Below are 19,747 nucleotides of genomic sequence, written 5' to 3' on the forward strand. Positions count from 1 at the left end.
GCCGGACTAGTGACGGCCGACGATGGCGGCGGTGGCCATCAGCTCTTCGAGCAGCGCCAGCGAAACCTTGCCCGACACCGCGTACGGGTTGAGCTCGGGCTTTTCGGAGTACTTCAGCAGCGTCGATGCGTTGAGCTTCGACAGGTTGACCTGCCCCATCGTCCAGCCGCCGAAGCGGCGCTCGGAAATCTCTTCGTAGTGCAGCAGCACCACGTCCTTGTGGCGCGCATCGCGCTGGATGTGGCCGTAGAGCTCGCTGATGGCCATGCGGCCACCCTCGATGGCTTGCAGGAAGGTGCCGGCACCGTAGCAGAGGATGCCGGTGATGCCGCAGGTCGTGTTGTGCGTGCGCGATTGCGCAAGGATCGCCTCGATGGCCTCGGGGCTGGTGTCGACGGCGCGGCTGGCGTAGAGAAGTCGGACCAGCATGGCTCAGCTCTTTCTTGGCAGGAGGGAGAGGAATTCGCGGCGCAGGCTCGGGTCTTTGAGGAACACGCCGCGCATCACGGAGTTGATCATCTTGCTGTCCATTTCCTTCACGCCGCGCCAAGCCATGCAGAAATGCTCGGCTTCCATGACCAGCGCGAGGCCGTCGGGCTGCGTCTTTTCCTGGATCAGGTCGGCCAGCTGCACCACGGCTTCTTCCTGGATCTGGGGACGGCCCATGACCCACTCGGCCAGGCGCGCGTACTTCGACAGGCCGATCACGTTGGTGTGCTCGTTGGGCATCACGCCGATCCAGAGCTTGCCGATGATCGGGCAGAAGTGATGCGAGCAGGCGCTGCGCACGGTGATCGGCCCGACGATCATCAGCTCGTTCAGATGCTCGGCGTTGGGAAACTCGGTGAGCGAGGGCGGCGCCACGTAGCGGCCGCGGAACACCTCGTTCAGGTACATCTTGGCGACGCGGCGCGCAGTGTTGTCGGTGTTGTGGTCGTTCTCGACGTCGATGACCAGGCTCTGGAGCACGCCCTTCATCTTGACCTCGACCTCGTCGAGCAAGGCCTCCAGCTCGCCGGGCTCGATGAACTCGGCGATGTTGTCGTTGGCGTTGAAGCGCTTGCGCGCCGCGGTGAGGCGCTCACGGATCTTCACGGAGACGGGCGTACCCTCGTCATCGTCGTTTCGATCGGGGCGCGGGTCGACGTCGGTTTTCCTCAGCATGGCGGGGATCGTACCAGTGAATGGCTCCAGACATTCGGGCCCGCAACGCCCGTCCCTTCTTGGAGCAATGCTATCAATTGAGGAGCGTGAAATCGGCCACCAGCGGCAGGTGGTCGGACATGCGAGCCCAGATGGGGCCGCGCGGCACCGTGCAGGCCAGCGGCTCCAGCCTGCGTCCGTAGACGAAGTCGAGCTGCGCCACCGGCAGGCGCGAGGGGTAAGTGAGCGTGCGCGGACCGCGCAGGTCGCTGGTGTCACGCAGGCCCATGGCGTTCATGGCGTAGCGCATGCGCGCGCCCCAGTCGTTGAAGTCGCCTGCCACCACAACGGCCTCGTCGGGCGGCACCTCGCGGTCGATGAACTCGCGCAGACGGGCAATCTGCCGAACCCGGCTGCCCTTGATGAGCCCGAGGTGCACCACGATGGTGTGCACCCGCCGGCCCTCCACGTCGATCACCACGTGCAACAGCCCGCGCTGTTCGAAACGGTGGTCGGAAATGTCCTGATGGTTGATTCGCAGCACCGGCCAGCGCGTGAGCAGCGCATTGCCGTGCTCGCCGTGGCGCGTGACGGCATTGGTCTCGTAGACGGCTGTGTAGCCCTCGGGCGCGAGGAAATCGGCCTGCGGCAGCTCGGGCCAGCGCGCGAAACGGGCGGCCGCCTGCCGGTTCATCTTGCGCACTTCCTGCAGGCAGACGATGTCGGCGTCGAGTTGCTCGATGGCGTGGCCGAGGTTGTGGATTTCAAGCCGCCGTGCGGGTCCGATGCCTTGAACACCCTTGTGGATGTTGTAGGTCGCGACCCGGAGGTTCTGCGTTGCTGCTACTGCTGCTGCCGGCTGGTTCATCGCGCAAATTCTGGCAGCAACAGAATGGCTTCGGCATTCGATGGGGAAAAGCAGGCATCTGCCGCTTCGTGGTACGGCAGCCAGCGCCAGTCGGTGTGCTCGCGCGGGTCTAGCGTGGGCGTGATGCGTTCGGGCACGCACAGGCCGAACAGGTGCTCGGTGTTGTGGGTGATACCGGGCGCGTAGCGGGCGCGCCAGCGGGGGTAGATCTCGTAGACGTTGCGCAGCTGCCAGTCGACCAGTTGCGAGGCCAGCGCCGTGCCTTCGCCGCACTGGATGCCGGTTTCCTCGGCCACCTCGCGCGCCGCGGTGAGCGCGAGCGGCTCATCGGCCGCGTCCTTGCTGCCCGTGACCGACTGCCAGAAGTCGGTCTCGGCATCCGCACGCCGGATCAGCAGCACATCGAGCGCCGGCGTGTGGATCACGACCAGCACCGACTCCGGGATCTTCCAGGGTCGAGGGCTGGTCGTCATGAGAGCCTCAGAGCATCAGGCAGCTTGAGGCGTGTTGCGCAGCTTGATGTGCAGCTCGCGCAGTTGCTTCTCGTCGACCGGGCTCGGCGCCTGCGTCAGCAGGTCTTGCGCGCGCTGGGTCTTGGGGAAGGCGATCACGTCGCGGATCGACTCGGCGCCGGTCATGAGCATGACGAGGCGGTCCAGGCCGATGGCAATGCCGCCGTGCGGCGGCGCGCCGTACTGCAGCGCGTCCAGCAGGAAGCCGAACTTCAGCTGCGCGTCTTCGGCGCTGATCTTCAGCGCGCGGAACACCTTGCTCTGCACTTCCTCGCGGTGGATACGCACCGAGCCGCCGCCCATTTCAATGCCGTTGAGCACCATGTCGTAGGCCTTGGCAATGCACTTCTCGGGAGCCGTGTCCATGAGGTCTTCATGGCCGTCCTTCGGCGCGGTGAACGGATGGTGCACGGCGCTCCAGCGCTGGCCTTCCTCGTCGAACTCGAACATCGGGAAGTCCACCACCCACAGCGGCGCCCAACGGTCCTCGAACAGGCCCGCCTTCTTGCCGAAGGCGCTGTGGCCGATCTTGACGCGCAGTGCGCCGATAGCGTCGTTGACGACCTTTTCCTTGTCAGCGCCGAAGAACAGGATGTCGCCGTTGCGGGCACCCGTGCGGGCGATGATCTCGGCCAACGTGCTGTCGTCGAGGTTCTTCACGATCGGGCTCTGCAGGCCTTCGCGGCCAGCTTGAGCGTCGTTGACCTTGATATAGGCCAGGCCCTTGGCACCATAGATCTTGACGAACTCCTGGTACGCATCGATCTCGCCGCGCGACAGGCCGCCCTCGGCGCCGCCGCCGGGCACGCGCAGCGCCACCACGCGGCCACCGGTCATGGTGGCGGCATTCGAGAACACCTTGAACTCGACGCGCTTCATCAGCTCCGTCAGTTCGGTGAATTCGAGCTTCACGCGCAGGTCGGGCTTGTCCGAGCCGTACTTGAACATTGCGTCGGCATACGTCATGGTCGGGAACACCGGCAGGTCGATGCCAGCGGCGTTACGGAAAACGTTGCGGATCATGCCTTCGAACATCTCGCGGATTTCCTCTTCGGCGAGGAACGAGGTCTCGATGTCGATCTGCGTGAATTCGGGCTGGCGGTCGGCGCGCAGGTCTTCGTCGCGGAAGCACTTCACGATCTGGTAGTAGCGGTCGTAGCCGGCCACCATCAACAGCTGCTTGAACAGCTGGGGCGACTGCGGCAGCGCGAAGAAGCTGCCGTCGTGCACGCGGCTGGGCACGAGGTAGTCGCGCGCGCCTTCGGGCGTGGACTTGCCGAGCATCGGCGTCTCGATGTCGATGAAGCCGTTGGCATCGAGGAACTTGCGCGTTTCCATCGTCACCTTGTAGCGCAGCATCATGTTGCGCTGCATGGCCGGGCGGCGCAGGTCGAGCACGCGGTGCGTGAGGCGGGTGGTTTCCGACAGGTTGTCGTCGTCCAGCAGGAACGGAGGCGTGACCGAGGGGTTCAGCACCTTCAGTTCGTGGCACAGCACTTCGATCTTGCCGCTCTTGAGCTGGTCGTTGGTCGTGCCTTCGGGACGTGCGCGCACCAGGCCGGTGATCTGCACGCAGAACTCGTTGCGCAAGTTCTCGGCCACGGCGAAGGTGGAGGCGCGATCGGGGTCGCACACCACCTGCACGTAGCCTTCGCGGTCACGCACGTCGATGAAGATCACGCCGCCGTGGTCGCGACGACGGTTGACCCAGCCGCACAGGGTGACGGTTTGGCCCAGCAGGGCTTCGGTCACGAGACCGCAATAGTGAGTACGCATGGCCATAGGAATCCATTCCGGCGCCTTGTCGGCGCGTTCGTTTTTTATGAGTTGGAAGATTTCACCGCCACCGTGGTGGGGCCGCCTGGAACGACCACCCCCATCGAGACGATGTACTTGAGCGCTTCGTCCACGCTCATCTTCAGTTCGATGCAATCGCTGCGCTTGAGCATCACGAAGTAGCCGCCCGTGGGGTTGGGCGTGGTCGGCACGTAGACGCTGAGGAATTCCTCTTCGCCGAGGTGTTCAGCGACTTCGTTGCCGGGCGCACCGGTGACGAAGGCGATGGTCCACACGCCTTCGCGCGGCCACTGCACCAGCACCGCGGTGCGAAAGGCATTGCCGTTCTCGGAGAACAGCGTGTCCGACACCTGCTTGACGCTGGAGTAGATCGAGCGGACCACCGGAATGCGGCGCACCACGGCATCGCCCCAGCCGAGCAGGCGCTTGCCGACGAAGTTGCTGGCGGTGGCGCCCACCACCAGCAGGATCGCCAGCGTAAGCAGCACGCCCAGGCCGCGCACCTTGTGGTCGCTGAGCCAGACCTGCCATTGCTCAGGCAGCAGCCACAGCGTTTGGTCGAGCGTGCCGATGATCCAGTTCAGCACGCCGAGCGTGATGACCAGCGGCACGATGACCAGCAGGCCGGACAGCAACCATTTGCGCAGGGCGAGCATGGTGATCGATCAGTCGCCGCTCTTGGCGGCAGCAGCCGGCGCGGGGGCCGGTGCCGCGGGCGCCGGAGCGGGGCTCGGCGTGGCGGCGGAAGAGGAAGATTCGGTGGACTTGGCACCGTCACTCGACACGGGCGCCGTGGCAGGCTCGGCCTTCTTGCCGCCGCCCTCACGGAAATCGGTCACGTACCAGCCCGAGCCCTTGAGCTGGAAGCCGGCGGCCGTGACCTGTTTTTCGAATGCGCTCGCACCGCACGCCGGACACACCGTCAGGGGCGCGTCGGACATCTTTTGCAGGGCGTCTTTGGCAAAGCCGCAGGCGCTGCACTTGTAGGCGTAGATGGGCATGGGAAATGAGGTCAAAAAGCGGCGCAGCTGCCGCTCGCAAAGCCCTCGATTATAGGGGCGCCCCTGCCAAAGGGCGCCCAGCCCGACCGCCGAGCCCGGGCTTCAGGCTGGCTCGGTGGCCAGCGGGCGGTGCGGCGTGTGAGTGTTCGCCAACCATTGCGGCAGCAGCGAGCCGGCCACCATGCCCACGAACGAGCACAGCACGCCCGCCAGTTGGGCCGGGAACGCGCTGCCCCAGGGCATCCAAAGGAACAGCAGCCACACGCCGATGCCCAGGACGATCGAGGCGACTGCCCCCTGGGTGCTGGCGCGGCGCCAGTACAGGCCGCACACCAGCGGCACGAAGGCCCCCACCAGCGGCACCTGGTAGGCACCCGACACCAATTCGTAGATCGGGGTGCCCTGCATGCGAATGGCGTAGGCCAGCACGGCGGCGCTGAACAGCAGCACTGTGATGCGCATCGTCATGAGGTTCTGGCGGTCGGTGCCGGCCGGGCGGAACTGGCGCCAGATGTTCTCGGTGAAGGTGACGCTGGGGGCCAGCAGCGTGGCCGAGGCGGTCGACTTGATGGCCGACAGCAGCGCACCAAAAAACAGCACCTGCATCACGAACGGCATCTTCTGGAGCACCAGCGTGGGCAGCACCTTCTGCGGATCTTCCTTCAGCAGCGTGGCGGTCTGCTCCGGCATGATCAGCAACGCACTGGCCACCAGGAACATCGGCACGAAGGCAAACAGGATGTACGCCACGCCGCCGATCACCGGGCCGCGCTGGGCCGCCTTGACGCTGTTGGCCGACATCACGCGCTGGAACACGTCCTGCTGCGGAATCGAGCCAAGCATCATGGTGATGGCAGCCGCGAAGAAGAACACCATGTCATGCCAGCTCGGCTCGGGCCAGAACTTGAAGAGGTCCTTGCTCACGGCAAAGGCCACCACCTTGTCGGCGCCGCCGGCCATGTTGCCCGCGAACACCGCGATGACGGCCAGGCCAGCCACCAGGATGATCATCTGCATGAAGTCGGTCACCGCCACCGACCACATGCCGCCGAACAGCGTGTAGGCCAGGATCGAGACCACCCCGATCACCATGCCCACCGGAATGCTGATGGCGTCGCCCGACAGCAGGTTGAACACCAGCCCCAGCGCCGTGACCTGCGCCGACACCCAGCCCAGGTAGCTCAGCATGATGATCAGCGAGCAGGCCACTTCCACCGTACGGCCGTAGCGCTCGCGGTAGTAGTCGCTGATGGTCAGCAGTGTCATGCGGTAGAGCTTGCCCGCGAAGAACAGGCCCACCAGGATCAGGCAGGTGCCCGCGCCGAATGGGTCCTCGACCACGCCGTTGAGCCCGCCCTCGATGAACTTGGCCGGGATGCCGAGCACCGTTTCGGAGCCGAACCATGTGGCAAAGGTGGTCGTGACGATCATGAAGAGCGGCAGGTGCCGCCCGGCAATGGCGAAGTCGGTGGTGTTTTTCACCCGCTTGGCGGCATAGAGGCCGATTGCGATGGTGACCAGCAGATAGACGATGACCAGCGTCAACAACACGGCGGAAACTCCTCTAGAACAAGCGCACGCGCACCAGCAATTGCATGGCGAGCAACCCCAATACAAAACCTATGCCACCGTAGACGATGGTCTGGAGCAACCGGTTGGTGCGCTTCTGCTCGGCCAGCAGTTCAAGCAGCTCGCGGCGGTTGTCGGAGGGGCGATTTTCCAGGAAATCGTGCAGCAATCGAGGAAGCTGGGGCAGCAGCTTGGCGTATCGCGGCGCCTCGGCCTTGAGCTGCTGCAGCAGCTTCTTGGGGCCGATCTGGTCGACCATCCACTTCTCGAGGAAAGGCTTGGCTGTGGCCCAGAGGTCGAGTTCTGGGTCGATGTTGCGACCCAGGCCCTCGATGTTGAGCAGCGTCTTCTGCAGCAGCACCAGCTGCGGCTGGATCTCGACGTGGAAGCGGCGCGAGGTCTGGAACAGGCGCATCAGCACCATGCCCAGCGAAATCTCCTTCAGCGGCCGGTCGAAGTACGGCTCGCACACAGTGCGAATGGCACCCTCCAGTTCGTCGATGCGGGTGCCCACCGGCACCCAGCCGCTTTCGAGGTGCAGTTCGGCCACGCGCTTGTAGTCACGCCGGAAGAAGGCCACGAAGTTCTGCGCGAGGTATTCCTTGTCCGACTCGGTCAGCGTGCCGATGATCCCGAAGTCCAGCGAGATGTAGCGCCCGAAGGTCTCGGGCTCCAGGCTCACCTGGATGTTGCCGGGGTGCATGTCGGCGTGGAAAAAGCCATCGCGGAACACCTGCGTGAAGAAGATCGTGACGCCGTCGCGCGCCAGCTTGGGAATGTCGACGCCGGCCGCGCGCAGGCGGTCCATCTGCGCGATGGGCACGCCCTTCATGCGCTCCATCACGATGACCTCGGGATGGCAGAAGTCCCAGAACATCTCGGGGATCAGCACCAGGTCGAGTTCGGCCATGTTGCGGCGCAGCTGGGCGGCGTTGGCGGCCTCGCGCACCAGGTCGAGCTCGTCGTGCAGGTACTTGTCGAACTCGCCGACCACCTCGCGCGGCTTCAAGCGCTTGCCGTCGGCCGAGAGGTTCTCGAGCCAGCCGGCCATCATGGCCATCAGCGCCAGGTCTTTCTCGATCACGCCGCGCATGTTGGGGCGCAGCACCTTGACCGCCACTTCGCGCACATCGCCCTGGTTGGTGCGGATGGTCGCGAAATGCACCTGCGCGATCGACGCGCTGGCAATGGGCGTTTCGTCGAACTGCACGAACACGTCGCCCACCGGGCGGCGGAATGCGCGTTCGATGGTGGCAATGGCCACCGCCGACGGGAACGGCGGCACGCGGTCCTGCAAAAAGGCCAGCTCGTCGGCGATGTCGGGCGGCAGCAGGTCGCGCCGTGTCGACAGCACCTGGCCGAACTTCACGAAGATGGGGCCGAGGCGCTCGAGCGCCTCGCGCAGCCGCTGGCCGCGCGGCGCGTCGAGGTTGCGCCCGATCGAAACGACACGCGCCACAACGAGCAGCCAGGGCTTCCGGAAGCTCGTGAGCACGAGCTCGTCGAGGCCGTAGCGCAGCGCGACCCAGACGATGAACAGTCCGCGGTAGAAGCGCCTCATTCGGCCGTGCTCGCCGAGCCGGCCGTCGAGCCGCCAGCCTTGGCCGTGCGGTCGCCGACGAACTGGCGCAGCGCGCCCACGACACGCCGCACGCCGTTGCCCAGAGTGTGCGCAGGCACGTCGCCGATCACGCGGGCTAGGTCGTCCTCGACGTCCCAGCGCACATGGTCGACCAGCCAGTTGACCTCGGCCGCCAGTTGTACGTCGCCGATGATCTGAACGGCCGGCTTGTCGCCGCGCAGCGTGGCGCGGGCGATGTCGAAGGGGGAATCGTCGGTGACGGTGAGTGTGAGCTCGGGCACCGAACCGGCAGGGGCCAGGTCGAGCAATCCGGCCGGCGTGGCCACCAGCTCCATGGTCACGAAGCGCCACTGGAAGCGCACCACCCGCCCCTGCTGGCGCAGCAGCCGCTGCTGGGCCTCGGGCTCCTGCTGCAGCACATGGTTCAGGAACAGGACCGCGCGGTGCTGGATCTCGTGAACGGCCCAGTCCGGCGGCTGCAGGCGCTCGCCGATGCGGTTGAAGAGGTCGCCGAGAAAAGAAAATGGGGACGATGGTGTGGCCATGTCCCCATTATCCCGTCACTGTAGCGCCCCGCGACTCATGGACCGCATGCCCTTTTCCAGAAACACCGCAGAACCGGCTTTGCCGGGCTGCTGGTGTGCCCCCGGCAGGGGGTAGGAGAAGCGACACGAAGTGCGCGAAGCCTGGGGGCGAGCCTTTATTTACTGCAGCGCTTGCACGCCAGCCACCAGCCAGCCGCTGTTGCCGCTGGTCGGCTTGGTCATGTTCCACACTTCGCGGAACGGACCCGGGCCGGCCGAGGCGTCTTCGCGGATCATGCCGGAGAACTCCACGCTGGCCATGTAGGCGTCGGGCAGCTCTTCGATGCCCAGCAACTTGGCGTCGAGCATCACGACTTCGGTCTTGTTCGAGGCACCGCCGGTGTGGCTGGCCCGGTCGGCCAGCTGCGCGCGGATCTCGTCGACCATGCCGTCGGTCATCATCGAACGCAGCATCGACACGTCGGCGCGGTCCCATGCGTCCTGCAGCGTCACGAAGTTGCGCTTGGCTGCGCCGAGGAAGCCGTCGATGTCGAAGCCCGCGGGAATGCCCCAGGACTGCGAACCGGCGAGTGCCGAACCGATCATGCTGCCACCGGCCGCGGCGCCCGCTGCCGAGAGGCTGCTGCCGTGAGGGGCTTCGTTTGCAGGCGCGGCGTCGAAGGCCGCTGCATTGCGCTCCCACGGACGTGCCGAGGCGTCGTTACCCACGTTGGCCGGGCTGTACTGCACCGGTGCGCTGGCATTGGCGGGGCTGCCGCCCGCGCCCTGGAACGCGAAGCCGCCCTGGCGATTGCCGGCAGGTTGCGAGCGCGACTTGATCATGCGCCACACCACCACGCCGGCCAGCACGAGCAGGCCGATCAGCAGGATGTTGCCGAAGCCGGCACCGAGGCCGAGCGAGCTTGCGAGCCATGCGAGGCCAAGGCCAGCGGCCAGACCGCCGAGCATCGCGCCCCACGGACGTTTCGGTGCAGCGGCGGCGGGTGCGGGCGTTGCGGGCTTCGCCGCCGCCGCGTTGGTCGCACTCTGCTGCGAAGGCGCGCTGGGCGATGCGGACTCGCGCTGCGTCACGTTGGACGACTGGCGCCCCACCGACTTGCCACCGCCCATGCGAGCAGCCTCGGCCTGGACACTGCCCAGCACCAATGCAGCTGCCAAAAACAAAGAACCCAAACTCTTCATGTCGTCTCCTCTTGAGCGAAAGATTCGCTTCATCAACATTTGATTCCAACATGGAGGGCGGCGATGCCACCCGTCATGTTGTGATAGTCCACATGTCCGAAACCGCCCTCTTTCATGAGGGTCTTGAGCTCCTCTTGCGAGGGGTGCATCCGGATCGATTCGGCGAGATAGCGATAGCTCGCGTCGTCGCCGGCCACGAGCTTGCCCAGGCGGGGCAGCACGTTGAAGGAGTACCAGTCATAGGCCTTTGCGAGCGGCTTCGCGACCTTCGAGAATTCGAGCACCAGCAACTTGCCGCGCGGCTTGATCACGCGGTTCATTTCCTTGAGCGCGATGTCCTTGTGCGTCATGTTGCGCAGGCCGAAGGCCACCGTGACAACGTCGAAGTGGTTATCCGGAAAAGGCAGTTTCTCGGCGTCGCAGACCATGGTGGGCAGCACCACGCCGGCATCGAGCAGGCGGTCTCGACCAGTGCGCAGCATGGCCTCGTTGATGTCGGTGTGAACCACTTGCCCGCTGGCGCCGACCTTCTTTGCGAAGGCCAGCGCGAGGTCGCCGGTGCCGCCCGCGATGTCGAGCACGCGCGAGCCTTCGCCCACGTTCGCGACCATCACGGTGTACGCCTTCCAGGCGCGGTGCAGGCCGGCCGACATCAGGTCGTTCATGACGTCGTAGCGCGAGGCAACTGAATCGAAGACACCGCGAACGCGGCGGGCCTTCTCGCTTTCGTCGACTGTTTCGAAGCCGAAGTGTGTGGTACTCATGCAACCGATGTTAGGCCGGAAGCCTTCACATCAAGCCGACGACCCCGCGCGCACGGCGGGCATTTGTTGCTTTTTTCGTCCCGCCCTTCCTGGGGGTAGGGCTATCTTTTCAATAGCGCGGCGCGGATTTCAGGCGAATTCGCGCGCTCAGTGGCTGCCGCAGGCGTGGCCGCTCTTGTCGATCATCGGCGTGTCGCGGTCGACGCCCGCTTCGAGCAGGCGGCGCTCGTAGGTGGCCCACAGCTCGGCCTGCTTCTCGCCCAGTTCGTAGAGCAGGTCCCACGAGTAGATGCCCGTGTTGTGGCCGTCGCTGAAGGTCGGCTGCACGGCGTAGTTGCCGACCGCTTCGAGGTCGACGAGTTCGACCTCGCGCTTGCCCGTCTGAAGGATTTCCTGGCCCGGGCCGTGGCCCTGCACTTCGGCCGACGGCGAGTAGATGCGCATCAGCTCGAAAGGGATTCGAAAGGTCGCGCCATCGGAGAAGCCCACTTCGAGCACGCGCGACTGGCCGTGCACGGTGATCGATTGCGGCGTCGGTGCGCCCGGTTTCAAGCCTGCCATCAGAAACTCCTGTTGCCCAAGCGTTCGATCATCGCAGCCTCGAGGGCTGGCAGGCGCTCGGCGATATCCGCTTCCTGCGCCGCATTGCGTTCGCGCTGCACCGGCGCCCACACCGAGCCCGGGAAATGGCTGTCGTCGGCGAAGCGCGCGATCACGTGCCAGTGCAGATGCGCCACCATGTTGCCGAGCGCCGCGAGGTTGATCTTGGCCGGCTTAAGATGCTCGCGCAGGCACCGCTCGACGACCGCCACTGCTTCCATGCACAGCGTGCGGTCCGCTGCATCAAGGTCTGAGAACTCCGCCGCATGGTCACGCCACACCACGCGATAGAAAGCCGGAAAGCCGGCCTCTTCCGCATGGATGACGCGCAGCTTCGCGCCCTCGAACACGAGGCGGCCACCCGGCCCCTCGCACAGCACGCAGCCCTGTACCCTCGTCACACCAGCACCCGCTCGATCCCGCCCTGATTGGCTGCGGCCACATAGGTCGGCATCCAGTCGGCACCGAGGATCTTGTTGGCCATCTCGACCACGATGTAGTCGGCTTCGAGCAGGCCGTTGTTCAGGTCGTTGCCGTAGCGCGAGAGGCCTTGCAGGCAGCTCGGGCAACTGGTGAGGATCTTCACGTTGTCCTGTGAGCCGACCTTGCCGGAGTCGCGCAGCGCGGCTTCACCCTTCTTCAGCTCTTCTTCCTTGCGGAAGCGGATCTGCGTCGAGATGTCGGGCCGCGACACGCCCAGCGTGCCCGATTCGCCGCAGCAGCGGTCGTTCTTGAGCACGTTGTCACCGACCAGCGCCTTCACGGTCTTCATCGGGTCCTGCAGCTTCATCGGCGAATGGCAGGGATCGTGGTACAGGTAGCCGCCACCGCCCGCATCGGCAAGCGTGATGCCCTTTTCGAGCAGGTACTCGTGGATGTCGATGATCCGGCAGCCCGGGAAGATCTTGTCGAACTGGTAGCCCTGCAGCTGGTCGTAGCAGGTACCGCAGCTCACCACCACCGTCTTGATGTCGAGATAGTTGAGCGTGTTGGCTACGCGGTGGAAGAGCACGCGGTTGTCCGTGATCATCTTCTCGGCCTTGTCGAACTGGCCGCTGCCGCGCTGCGGATAGCCACAGCACAGGTAGCCCGGCGGCAGCACGGTTTGCACGCCCGCGTGCCAGAGCATCGCCTGCGTGGCGAGGCCGACCTGCGAGAACAGCCGCTCCGAACCGCAGCCCGGAAAGTAGAAGACGGCCTCTGTCTCGGAGGTGGTCGCCTTCGGGTTGCGGATGATCGGCACGTAGTCGGCATCCTCGATGTCGAGCAGCGCACGCGCCGTCTTCTTCGGCAGGTTGCCCGGCATCTTCTTGTTGATGAAGTGGATCACCTGCTCCTTGATCGGCGCCGGACCCAGCGTGGCTGGCGGTGCGGCCGTCTGCTTCTTCGCGAGGCCGCGCAGCAGGTCGTTGGCCATGCGCTGCGCCTTGAAGCCGATGCCCACCATGCCCGCACGCACCGCCTTGATGGTCTGCGGATTGGTGGCGTTCAGGAAGAACATCGCAGCAGCGTTGCCAGGACGGAAGCTCTTCTGGCCCATCTTGCGCAGCAGGTTGCGCATGTTCATCGACACGTCGCCGAAGTCGATCTTCACGGGGCACGGCGTGAGGCACTTGTGGCACACGGTGCAGTGGTCGGCCACGTCCTCGAACTCTTCCCAGTGCTTGATGCTGATGCCGCGCCGGGTCTGCTCTTCGTAGAGGAAGGCCTCCACCAGCAGCGAGGTCGCGAGGATCTTGTTGCGCGGGCTGTAGAGCAGGTTGGCACGCGGCACGTGCGTGGCGCACACAGGCTTGCACTTGCCGCAGCGCAGGCAGTCCTTCACGCTGTCGGCAATGGCGCCGATGTCGCTCTGCTGCATGATCAGCGACTCATGGCCCATGAGGCCGAAGCTCGGCGTGTAGGCGTTGGTCAGGTCGGCGTGCAGCGTCTGCGCCTCGCCGGCAGGCGCGCGCAGCAGCTTGCCCTTGTTGAAGCGGCCTTCGGGGTCGACCCTGGCCTTGTATTCGGTGAACGGGCGCAGCTCTTCGTCGCTCAGGAATTCGAGCTTGGTGATGCCGATGCCGTGCTCGCCCGAGATCACGCCGTCGAGGCTGCGCGCCAGCGCCATGATGCGCACCACCGCGGCATGCGCGGTCTGCAGCATGTCGTAGTTGTCGCTGTTGACGGGGATGTTGGTGTGCACGTTGCCGTCGCCCGCGTGCATGTGCAGCGCGACCCACACGCGGCCCTTGAGCACTCGCTTGTGGATGGCCGTGCACTCGGCCAGGATCGGCGCGAACTCGGCGCCCGAGAAAATCTCCTGCAGCGGCTGGCGCAGCTGCGTCTTCCAGCTCGCACGCAGGCTGTGGTCCTGCAGCTGCGGGAACAGCGCATCGACGTTCTGCAGCCAGCCAGCCCAGAGCGTGCGCACTTCCTGCACCAGCGCCACGGCCTGTGCCACGCGGTCTTCGAGCAGCTCGGCCGCTGGAATCTCGTGCGCATCGTCGGTCTTGCCCAGCGGCAGGTTGCCACGCATGAGAAAGGCTTCGAGCTCGTCGGTGAGCGCGAGCTTGTTCTGCAGCGACAGCTCGATGTTGATGCGCTCGATGCCGTCGCTGTACTCGGCCATGCGCGGCAGCGGAATCACCACGTCTTCGTTGATCTTGAAGGCGTTGGTGTGCTTGCTGATGGCGGCCGTGCGCTTGCGGTCGAGCCAGAACTTCTTGCGCGCCTCGGGGCTGATGGCGATGAAGCCTTCGCCGCTGCGCGAGTTGGCGATCCGCACCACCTCGGAGGTGACGCGGGCCACCGCATCGGCATCGTCGCCGGCGATGTCGCCGAACAGCACCATCTTCGGCAGGCCGCCGTGCTTCTTCGACTTGGTGGCGTAGCCCACCGCCTTGAGGTAGCGGTCGTCCAGGTGCTCGAGGCCGGCCAGCAGCACGCCCGAGCGTTTCTGCTCGGCGAACATGAAGTCCTTGATCTCGACGATGCTGGGCACCGCGTCCTTGGCGTTGCCGAAGAATTCGAGGCACACGGTGCGCGTGTGCGAGGGCATCTTGTGCACCACCCAGCGGCAGCTGGTGATGAGGCCGTCGCAGCCTTCCTTCTGGATGCCCGGCAGGCCCGAGAGGAACTTGTCGGTCACGTCCTTGCCCAGGCCTTCCTTGCGGAAGGTGCGGCCAGGGATGTCGAGGCGCTCGGTGCGCAGCTTGGTCTTGCCGTCGGCAGCGTAGTACTGCAGCTCGAACACGGCGCTCTCGGCGTCGTGGATCTTGCCGAGGTTGTGGCCGATGCGCGTGACTTCGAGCCATTCGGCCTGCGGCGTGACCATGCGCCACGAGGCGAGGTTGTCGAGCGCCGTGCCCCATAGCACGGCCTTCTTGCCGCCGGCGTTCATGGCGACGTTGCCGCCGACGCACGAGGCCTCGGCCGACGTCGGATCGACCGCGAACACGAAGCCTGAGCGCTCGGCCGCATCGGCCACGCGCTGGGTGACCACTCCGGCTTCGGTCCAGATGGTGGGCACGGGGTCGGCCAGGCCGGGCAGCGAGACGTGCTCGACCTCGGTCATAGCCTCGAGCTTCTCGGTGTTGATGACGACGCTGTTCCAGGTCAGTGGGATGGCGCCGCCGGTGTAGCCGGTGCCGCCTCCGCGCGGAATGATGGTCAGGCCCAGCTCGATGCAGCCTTTCACCAGCAGCGCCATCTCGACCTCGGTGTCGGGGCACAGCACGACGAAGGGGTACTCCACGCGCCAGTCGGTGGCATCGGTGACGTGCGACACGCGAGAGAGGCCGTCGAACTTGATGTTGTCCTTGGCCGTGAGCCGGCCCAGCACGCGCGTGGCCTTGCGGCGCAGGGCGGCGACGTCGCGGAACTTGGTGTCGAAGGCGGCCACCGCCTCGCCCACGAGGCCGGTGAGTTCGCCCACGAGCTGGTCGCGCGGCAGGTCGCTGTCGGGGGTGCGGCGCTTTTGCACCTCGGTCAGGCGGTGCCTGAGGGCATCGACCAGCTGGCCGCGGCGGCGCGGATTGTCGAGCAGGTCGTCGACGAGGTACGGATTGCGCTGCACCACCCAGATGTCGCCGAGCACTTCATAGAGCATGCGGGCCGATCGGCCGGTGCGGCGCTCGGCGCGCAAGGTCTGGAGCAGTTCCCAGCCGCGTTCGCCCAGCAGGCGAATCACGATCTCGCGATCGGAGAAGCTGGTGTAGTTGTACGGGATCTCGCGCAGTCGGACAGGCTCTGCGGCCTGTGCCAACAGCGTGTTCAACGCAGTCGGAGCATTCATCGGGTGGGGCGCCTCGGCCGGGCGCTGCGCGCCCATAGCCGGGCTGGGGATTTTAGGGCAGCGCCTGGGGACTTGCCTCGTGACGGTTGCTACGGCCTTGTGCTAAGCATGGCTCCCGGAGGGCTCCCCGCCCCTTCTCAAGGAAACTCAGAACAGCACGCGGCTGCGAATCGTCCCGCCCACCTTTGCCAGTTTCTCCAGCGCCAGGTCCGAGGATGCCGCGTCGATGTCCATCACCACATAGCCGATCCTCTCGTTCGTCTGCAGGAACTGCGAGGAGATGTTGATCTGGTTGTCCGAAAAGATCTTGTTGATCTCGGACAGCACCCCCGGCACGTTCCGGTGGACGTGCAGCAGCCGGTGCTTGCCAGGGTGCGCAGGCAGCGCCACTTCAGGGAAGTTGACGGAAGACGTCGAAGTGCCGTTGTCGCTGTACTTGACCAGCTTTTCCGCCACTTCCAGCCCGATGTTGGCCTGCGCCTCCATCGTCGAGCCGCCGATGTGCGGCGTGAGGATCACGTTGTCGAGGCCTCGCAGCGGCGACTGGAACTCGTCCTTGTTGCTGCGCGGCTCCACCGGAAACACGTCGATGGCGGCGCCCAGCAGCTTCTTCGCCTTCAGGGCCTCGGCCAGCGAGTCGATCTCGACCACCGTGCCGCGCGAGGCGTTGATCAGGATGGCGCCGGGCTTCATGGCCGCGATCTCGGCCGCGCCGATCATCCATTGCGTGGCCTGCGTCTCGGGCACGTGCAGCGTCACGATGTCGCTCTGGGCCAGCAACTGGTGCAGCTCGCGCACCTGGCGCGCATTGCCCAGCGGCAGCTTGGTGACCACGTCGAAGAAGGCCACGTGCATGCCCAGCGCCTCGGCCAGCACCGACAGTTGCGCGCCGATGGAGCCGTAGCCCACGATGCCCAGCGTCTTGCCGCGGATTTCAAACGCGTTGTCGGCCGACTTGAGCCAGCCGCCGCGGTGCGCCACCGCACTCTTCTCGGGCACGCCGCGCAGCAGCAGGATGGCTTCGGCCAGCACCAGTTCGGCCACCGAGCGGGTGTTGGAATACGGGGCATTGAACACCGCCACGCCGTGCTCGCGGGCAGCTTCGAGGTCGACCTGGTTGGTGCCGATGCAAAAGCACCCGGCGGCCACCAGCTTGTGGGCGGCGGCGAACACCTCGGCCGTCAGCTGGGTGCGCGAGCGGATACCCAGGAAATGCACGTCGGCGATCTTCGCCTTGAGCTCGGCGTCGGGCAGCGCGCCCGGCAGCGACTCGATGTTGGTGTAGCCGGCGGCGCGCAACACCTCCACGGCCGAGGGGTGAATGCCTTCGAGCAAGAGGAACTTGATCCTGCTTTTGTCGAGGGAGGTTTTGCTGCTCATGGCGCTCTCGCAGAAGTCCCGGCCGTGGCGACAGGCTAGGCCAAAAAAGGGAGGGCGATGCTAGCATGGTGCGGCGCAGCAAGCAGGGCCGCAGCCCGCCCCGGGCCTGATGCAAACAGGGCCAAAGGGGTTTCCCCGATTGGAAGCAACCCGCGCTCCATGCGCCAATGTGACGCGGCTGTGTCATGCACATGCCCTAGCATCCGCGCTTTCCATTTTTCCCTTCAGGAGTCTTCATGCGATTCAAGACGCTTGCGCTGGCATCGGCGTTGGCCGCCACGCTGTTCAACGTGGCACAGGCCCAGACCGAGATCCAGTGGTGGCATTCCATGACCGCCGTCAACAACGAGTGGGTCAACGATCTGGCCAAGCAGTTCAACGAGAGCCAGAAGGAATACAAGGTCATCCCGACCTTCAAGGGCACGTACGACGAATCGATGACGGCTTCCATCGCGGCCTTCCGCGCCGGCAACGCACCGCACATCCTGCAGGTGTTCGAAGTGGGCACCGCCACCATGATGGCCAGCAAGGGCGCCATCGTGCCGGTCGGCCAGGTCATGAAGGACGCGGGCGAGAAGTTCGACCCGGCCGCCTACATCCCTGCCGTGGCCGGTTACTACACCGCCCCCAATGGCCAGATGCTGAGCTTCCCGTTCAACAGCTCGACCACCATCTTCTATTTCAACAAGGACGCCTTCAAGGCTGCCGGCCTGCCCACCGACAAGGCGCCGTCGACCTGGCCCGAGGTGGTTGCCGCCGCCGCCAAGCTCAAGGCCAGCGGCCACAAGTGCCCGTTCACCACGGCCTGGCAGAACTGGACGCAGGTGGAGAGCTTCTCGGCCTGGCACAACGTGGAATTCGCCAGCAAGGCCAACGGCCTGCAGGGCCTGGACGCGCGCCTGAAGGTGAACTCGCCGCTGCACCAGCGCCACATCGAGAACCTGGCCAGCATGGCCAAGCAGGGCCTGTTCATCTACAAGGGCCGCGGCAACGTGCCCGAAGCCTCGTTCGTGTCGGGCGAGTGCGCCATGATCAACACCTCTTCGGGCTTCTACGGCAACGTGGCCAAGAACGCCAAGTTCGCCTACGGCCTGGCGCCCCTGCCCTACTACCCGGACGTGCCGGGCGCACCGCAGAACACCGTGATCGGCGGTGCCAGCCTGTGGGTCATGTCGGGCAAGAAGCCGGCCGAATACAAGGGCGTGGCCAAGTTCTTCAGCTTCATCTCGACGCCTGAAGTGCAGTCCGCCAGCCACAAGCGCACGGGCTACCTGCCCGTGACCACCGCTTCGTACAAGCTCACCGAAGAGTCGGGCTTCTACAAGCAGAACCCCGGCACCGACGTGGCCGTGACGCAGATGATCCGCAAGGTCACTGACAAGAGCCGCGGCATCCGCCTGGGCAACTACGTGCAGATTCGCGCCATCGAGGACGAAGAGCTCGAACAGGTCTGGAACGGCAAGAAGACGGCCAAGGAAGCCCTTGACGCCATCGTGACCCGCGGCAACGAGCAGCTGGAACGCTTCCAGAAGGCAAACAAGAGCTGACGATTGACGACCGGGCCCCTCGTGTCCGGCTAATATCGCCCGCCCCCGCTCACTCTTCTACAAGAGTGGGCGCGGCGGGATTTTTTACGTAGAGGGTTCATGGAAAAACGCGTCTTCTTTCGCTCGGGCTGGCTGCCCTGGCTGCTGCTGGCACCCCAGATGGCGGTGATCCTCGTGTTTTTCTTCTGGCCGGCGGGGCAGGCCATCCTGCAATCGCTGCAGCAGCAGGATGCGTTCGGCACATCGGTCGAGTTCGTCGGGCTGCAGAACTTCAAGGAGCTGTTCCACGACCCGGCCTACGCCGAGTCGTTCAAGACCACCGCCGTTTTCTCGGTGCTGGTGGCCGGCATCGGCATCAGCCTGTCACTGGCGCTCGCCGTGTTCGCCGACCGCATCGTTCGCGGCGGCATGTTCTACAAGACCATGCTGATCCTGCCGTACGCGGTGGCTCCCGCCGTGGCGGCCGTGCTGTGGGTCTTCATGTTCTCGCCGTCGCTGGGCGTGGTGGCCTATGCACTCGGCAAGATCGGCATCGACTGGAACCATCTGCTCAATTCGCGGCACGCCATGACGCTGATCGTCATGGCGGCTGTGTGGAAGCAGATTTCCTACAACTTCCTGTTCTTCCTGGCCGGCCTGCAGTCCATTCCGAAATCGCTGATCGAGGCCGCAGCCATCGATGGCGCGCGCCCGTGGCGCCGGTTCTGGACCGTGCAGTTCCCGCTGCTGTCGCCCACCACGTTCTTCCTGCTGGTGATGAACGTGGTCTACGCCTTCTTCGACACCTTCGCCATCGTCCACGCCGCCACCGAGGGCGGCCCCGGCAAGGACACCGAAATCCTCGTCTACAAGGTCTATCACGACGGCTTCAAGGCACTGGACCTTGGCGGCTCGGCCGCACAGTCGGTGGTGCTGATGGTGATCGTCATCGCGCTGACCATCGTGCAGTTCCGCTACGTCGAAAAGAAGGTGCAGTACTGA

Annotated in this window: 18 protein-coding genes; 2 read left to right on the plus strand and 16 right to left on the minus strand. The window is 65.3% G+C overall.

Translation table 11 applies throughout. The features are described from left to right. Positions 1-6: 6 nt before the first annotated feature. The 16 genes from BLW48_RS28090 to serA form a co-directional block, all read right to left on the minus strand. Positions 7-429 (minus strand): BLUF domain-containing protein, encoded by a 423-nt coding sequence (locus BLW48_RS28090; protein ID WP_093057484.1) that lies wholly within the window; start codon positions 427-429, stop codon positions 7-9. Positions 430-432: 3 nt separating this feature from the next. After that, positions 433-1,164, minus strand: a complete 732-nt coding sequence (gene folE / locus BLW48_RS28095; protein ID WP_093057483.1) for a GTP cyclohydrolase I — start codon at positions 1,162-1,164, stop codon at positions 433-435. A gap of 73 nt (positions 1,165-1,237) precedes the next feature. Next, positions 1,238-2,011, minus strand: coding sequence for an endonuclease/exonuclease/phosphatase family protein (locus BLW48_RS28100; RefSeq protein ID WP_093178726.1), 774 nt, complete (start codon positions 2,009-2,011; stop codon positions 1,238-1,240). Continuing rightward, on the minus strand, positions 2,008-2,484 hold the full coding sequence (gene nudB, locus BLW48_RS28105) for a dihydroneopterin triphosphate diphosphatase (protein ID WP_093057481.1): 477 nt from the start codon (positions 2,482-2,484) through the stop codon (positions 2,008-2,010). The genes BLW48_RS28100 and nudB overlap by 4 nt, the downstream gene beginning before the upstream one ends. Positions 2,485-2,499: 15 nt before the next feature. Beyond that, on the minus strand, positions 2,500-4,305 hold the full coding sequence (gene aspS / locus BLW48_RS28110) for an aspartate--tRNA ligase (protein ID WP_093178728.1): 1,806 nt from the start codon (positions 4,303-4,305) through the stop codon (positions 2,500-2,502). Between the two features lie 38 nt (positions 4,306-4,343). Next, entirely contained in the window at positions 4,344-4,976 is a 633-nt protein-coding gene (locus tag BLW48_RS28115; RefSeq protein WP_093057479.1) for a DUF502 domain-containing protein, read from the minus strand. Positions 4,977-4,985: 9 nt separating this feature from the next. Further along, positions 4,986-5,321 (minus strand): FmdB family zinc ribbon protein, encoded by a 336-nt coding sequence (locus tag BLW48_RS28120; RefSeq protein WP_093077447.1) that lies wholly within the window; start codon positions 5,319-5,321, stop codon positions 4,986-4,988. A gap of 102 nt (positions 5,322-5,423) precedes the next feature. Further along, positions 5,424-6,872, minus strand: a complete 1,449-nt coding sequence (locus BLW48_RS28125; RefSeq protein ID WP_093077449.1) for a high affinity choline transporter 1 — start codon at positions 6,870-6,872, stop codon at positions 5,424-5,426. Between the two features lie 13 nt (positions 6,873-6,885). Then, the gene (ubiB, locus tag BLW48_RS28130) at positions 6,886-8,451 is read right to left on the minus strand and encodes a ubiquinone biosynthesis regulatory protein kinase UbiB (RefSeq protein WP_093077450.1); all 1,566 of its coding nucleotides are present in this window, start codon (positions 8,449-8,451) and stop codon (positions 6,886-6,888) included. Further along, the gene (locus BLW48_RS28135; RefSeq protein ID WP_093057475.1) at positions 8,448-9,017 is read right to left on the minus strand and encodes a ubiquinone biosynthesis accessory factor UbiJ; all 570 of its coding nucleotides are present in this window, start codon (positions 9,015-9,017) and stop codon (positions 8,448-8,450) included. The genes ubiB and BLW48_RS28135 overlap by 4 nt, the downstream gene beginning before the upstream one ends. A 159-nt stretch (positions 9,018-9,176) precedes the next feature. After that, the gene (locus BLW48_RS28140; protein WP_093178729.1) at positions 9,177-10,199 is read right to left on the minus strand and encodes a Tim44 domain-containing protein; all 1,023 of its coding nucleotides are present in this window, start codon (positions 10,197-10,199) and stop codon (positions 9,177-9,179) included. A gap of 32 nt (positions 10,200-10,231) precedes the next feature. Beyond that, a complete protein-coding gene (gene ubiE / locus BLW48_RS28145) occupies positions 10,232-10,963 on the minus strand; it encodes a bifunctional demethylmenaquinone methyltransferase/2-methoxy-6-polyprenyl-1,4-benzoquinol methylase UbiE (RefSeq protein ID WP_093057473.1) in 732 nt (243 codons plus the stop codon). Between the two features lie 147 nt (positions 10,964-11,110). After that, positions 11,111-11,524: a gamma-butyrobetaine hydroxylase family protein gene (locus BLW48_RS28150; protein ID WP_093057472.1), complete on the minus strand. Its 414-nt coding sequence runs from the start codon at positions 11,522-11,524 to the stop codon at positions 11,111-11,113. Then, entirely contained in the window at positions 11,524-11,964 is a 441-nt protein-coding gene (locus tag BLW48_RS28155) for an HIT family protein (protein ID WP_093178731.1), read from the minus strand. The genes BLW48_RS28150 and BLW48_RS28155 overlap by 1 nt, the downstream gene beginning before the upstream one ends. Beyond that, positions 11,961-15,839 (minus strand): DUF3683 domain-containing protein, encoded by a 3,879-nt coding sequence (locus BLW48_RS28160; protein WP_093178750.1) that lies wholly within the window; start codon positions 15,837-15,839, stop codon positions 11,961-11,963. The genes BLW48_RS28155 and BLW48_RS28160 overlap by 4 nt, the downstream gene beginning before the upstream one ends. Before the next feature lie 147 nt (positions 15,840-15,986). Further along, positions 15,987-17,219 carry a phosphoglycerate dehydrogenase gene (gene serA / locus BLW48_RS28165; RefSeq protein ID WP_093178732.1) on the minus strand — a complete coding sequence of 411 codons (1,233 nt, stop codon included), beginning with the start codon at positions 17,217-17,219 and terminating at the stop codon, positions 15,987-15,989. Between the two features lie 236 nt (positions 17,220-17,455). Here serA and ugpB point away from each other — a divergent pair, with 236 nt between their 5' ends. Together ugpB and ugpA are read left to right on the plus strand one after the other, a co-directional pair. Further along, on the plus strand, positions 17,456-18,766 hold the full coding sequence (gene ugpB / locus BLW48_RS28170; RefSeq protein WP_093057469.1) for a sn-glycerol-3-phosphate ABC transporter substrate-binding protein UgpB: 1,311 nt from the start codon (positions 17,456-17,458) through the stop codon (positions 18,764-18,766). A gap of 99 nt (positions 18,767-18,865) precedes the next feature. Then, a complete protein-coding gene (gene ugpA / locus BLW48_RS28175) occupies positions 18,866-19,747 on the plus strand; it encodes a sn-glycerol-3-phosphate ABC transporter permease UgpA (RefSeq protein WP_093057468.1) in 882 nt (293 codons plus the stop codon).

Source organism: Variovorax sp. YR266 (assembly GCF_900107295.1).
Classification (GTDB): Bacteria; Pseudomonadota; Gammaproteobacteria; order Burkholderiales; family Burkholderiaceae_C; genus Variovorax.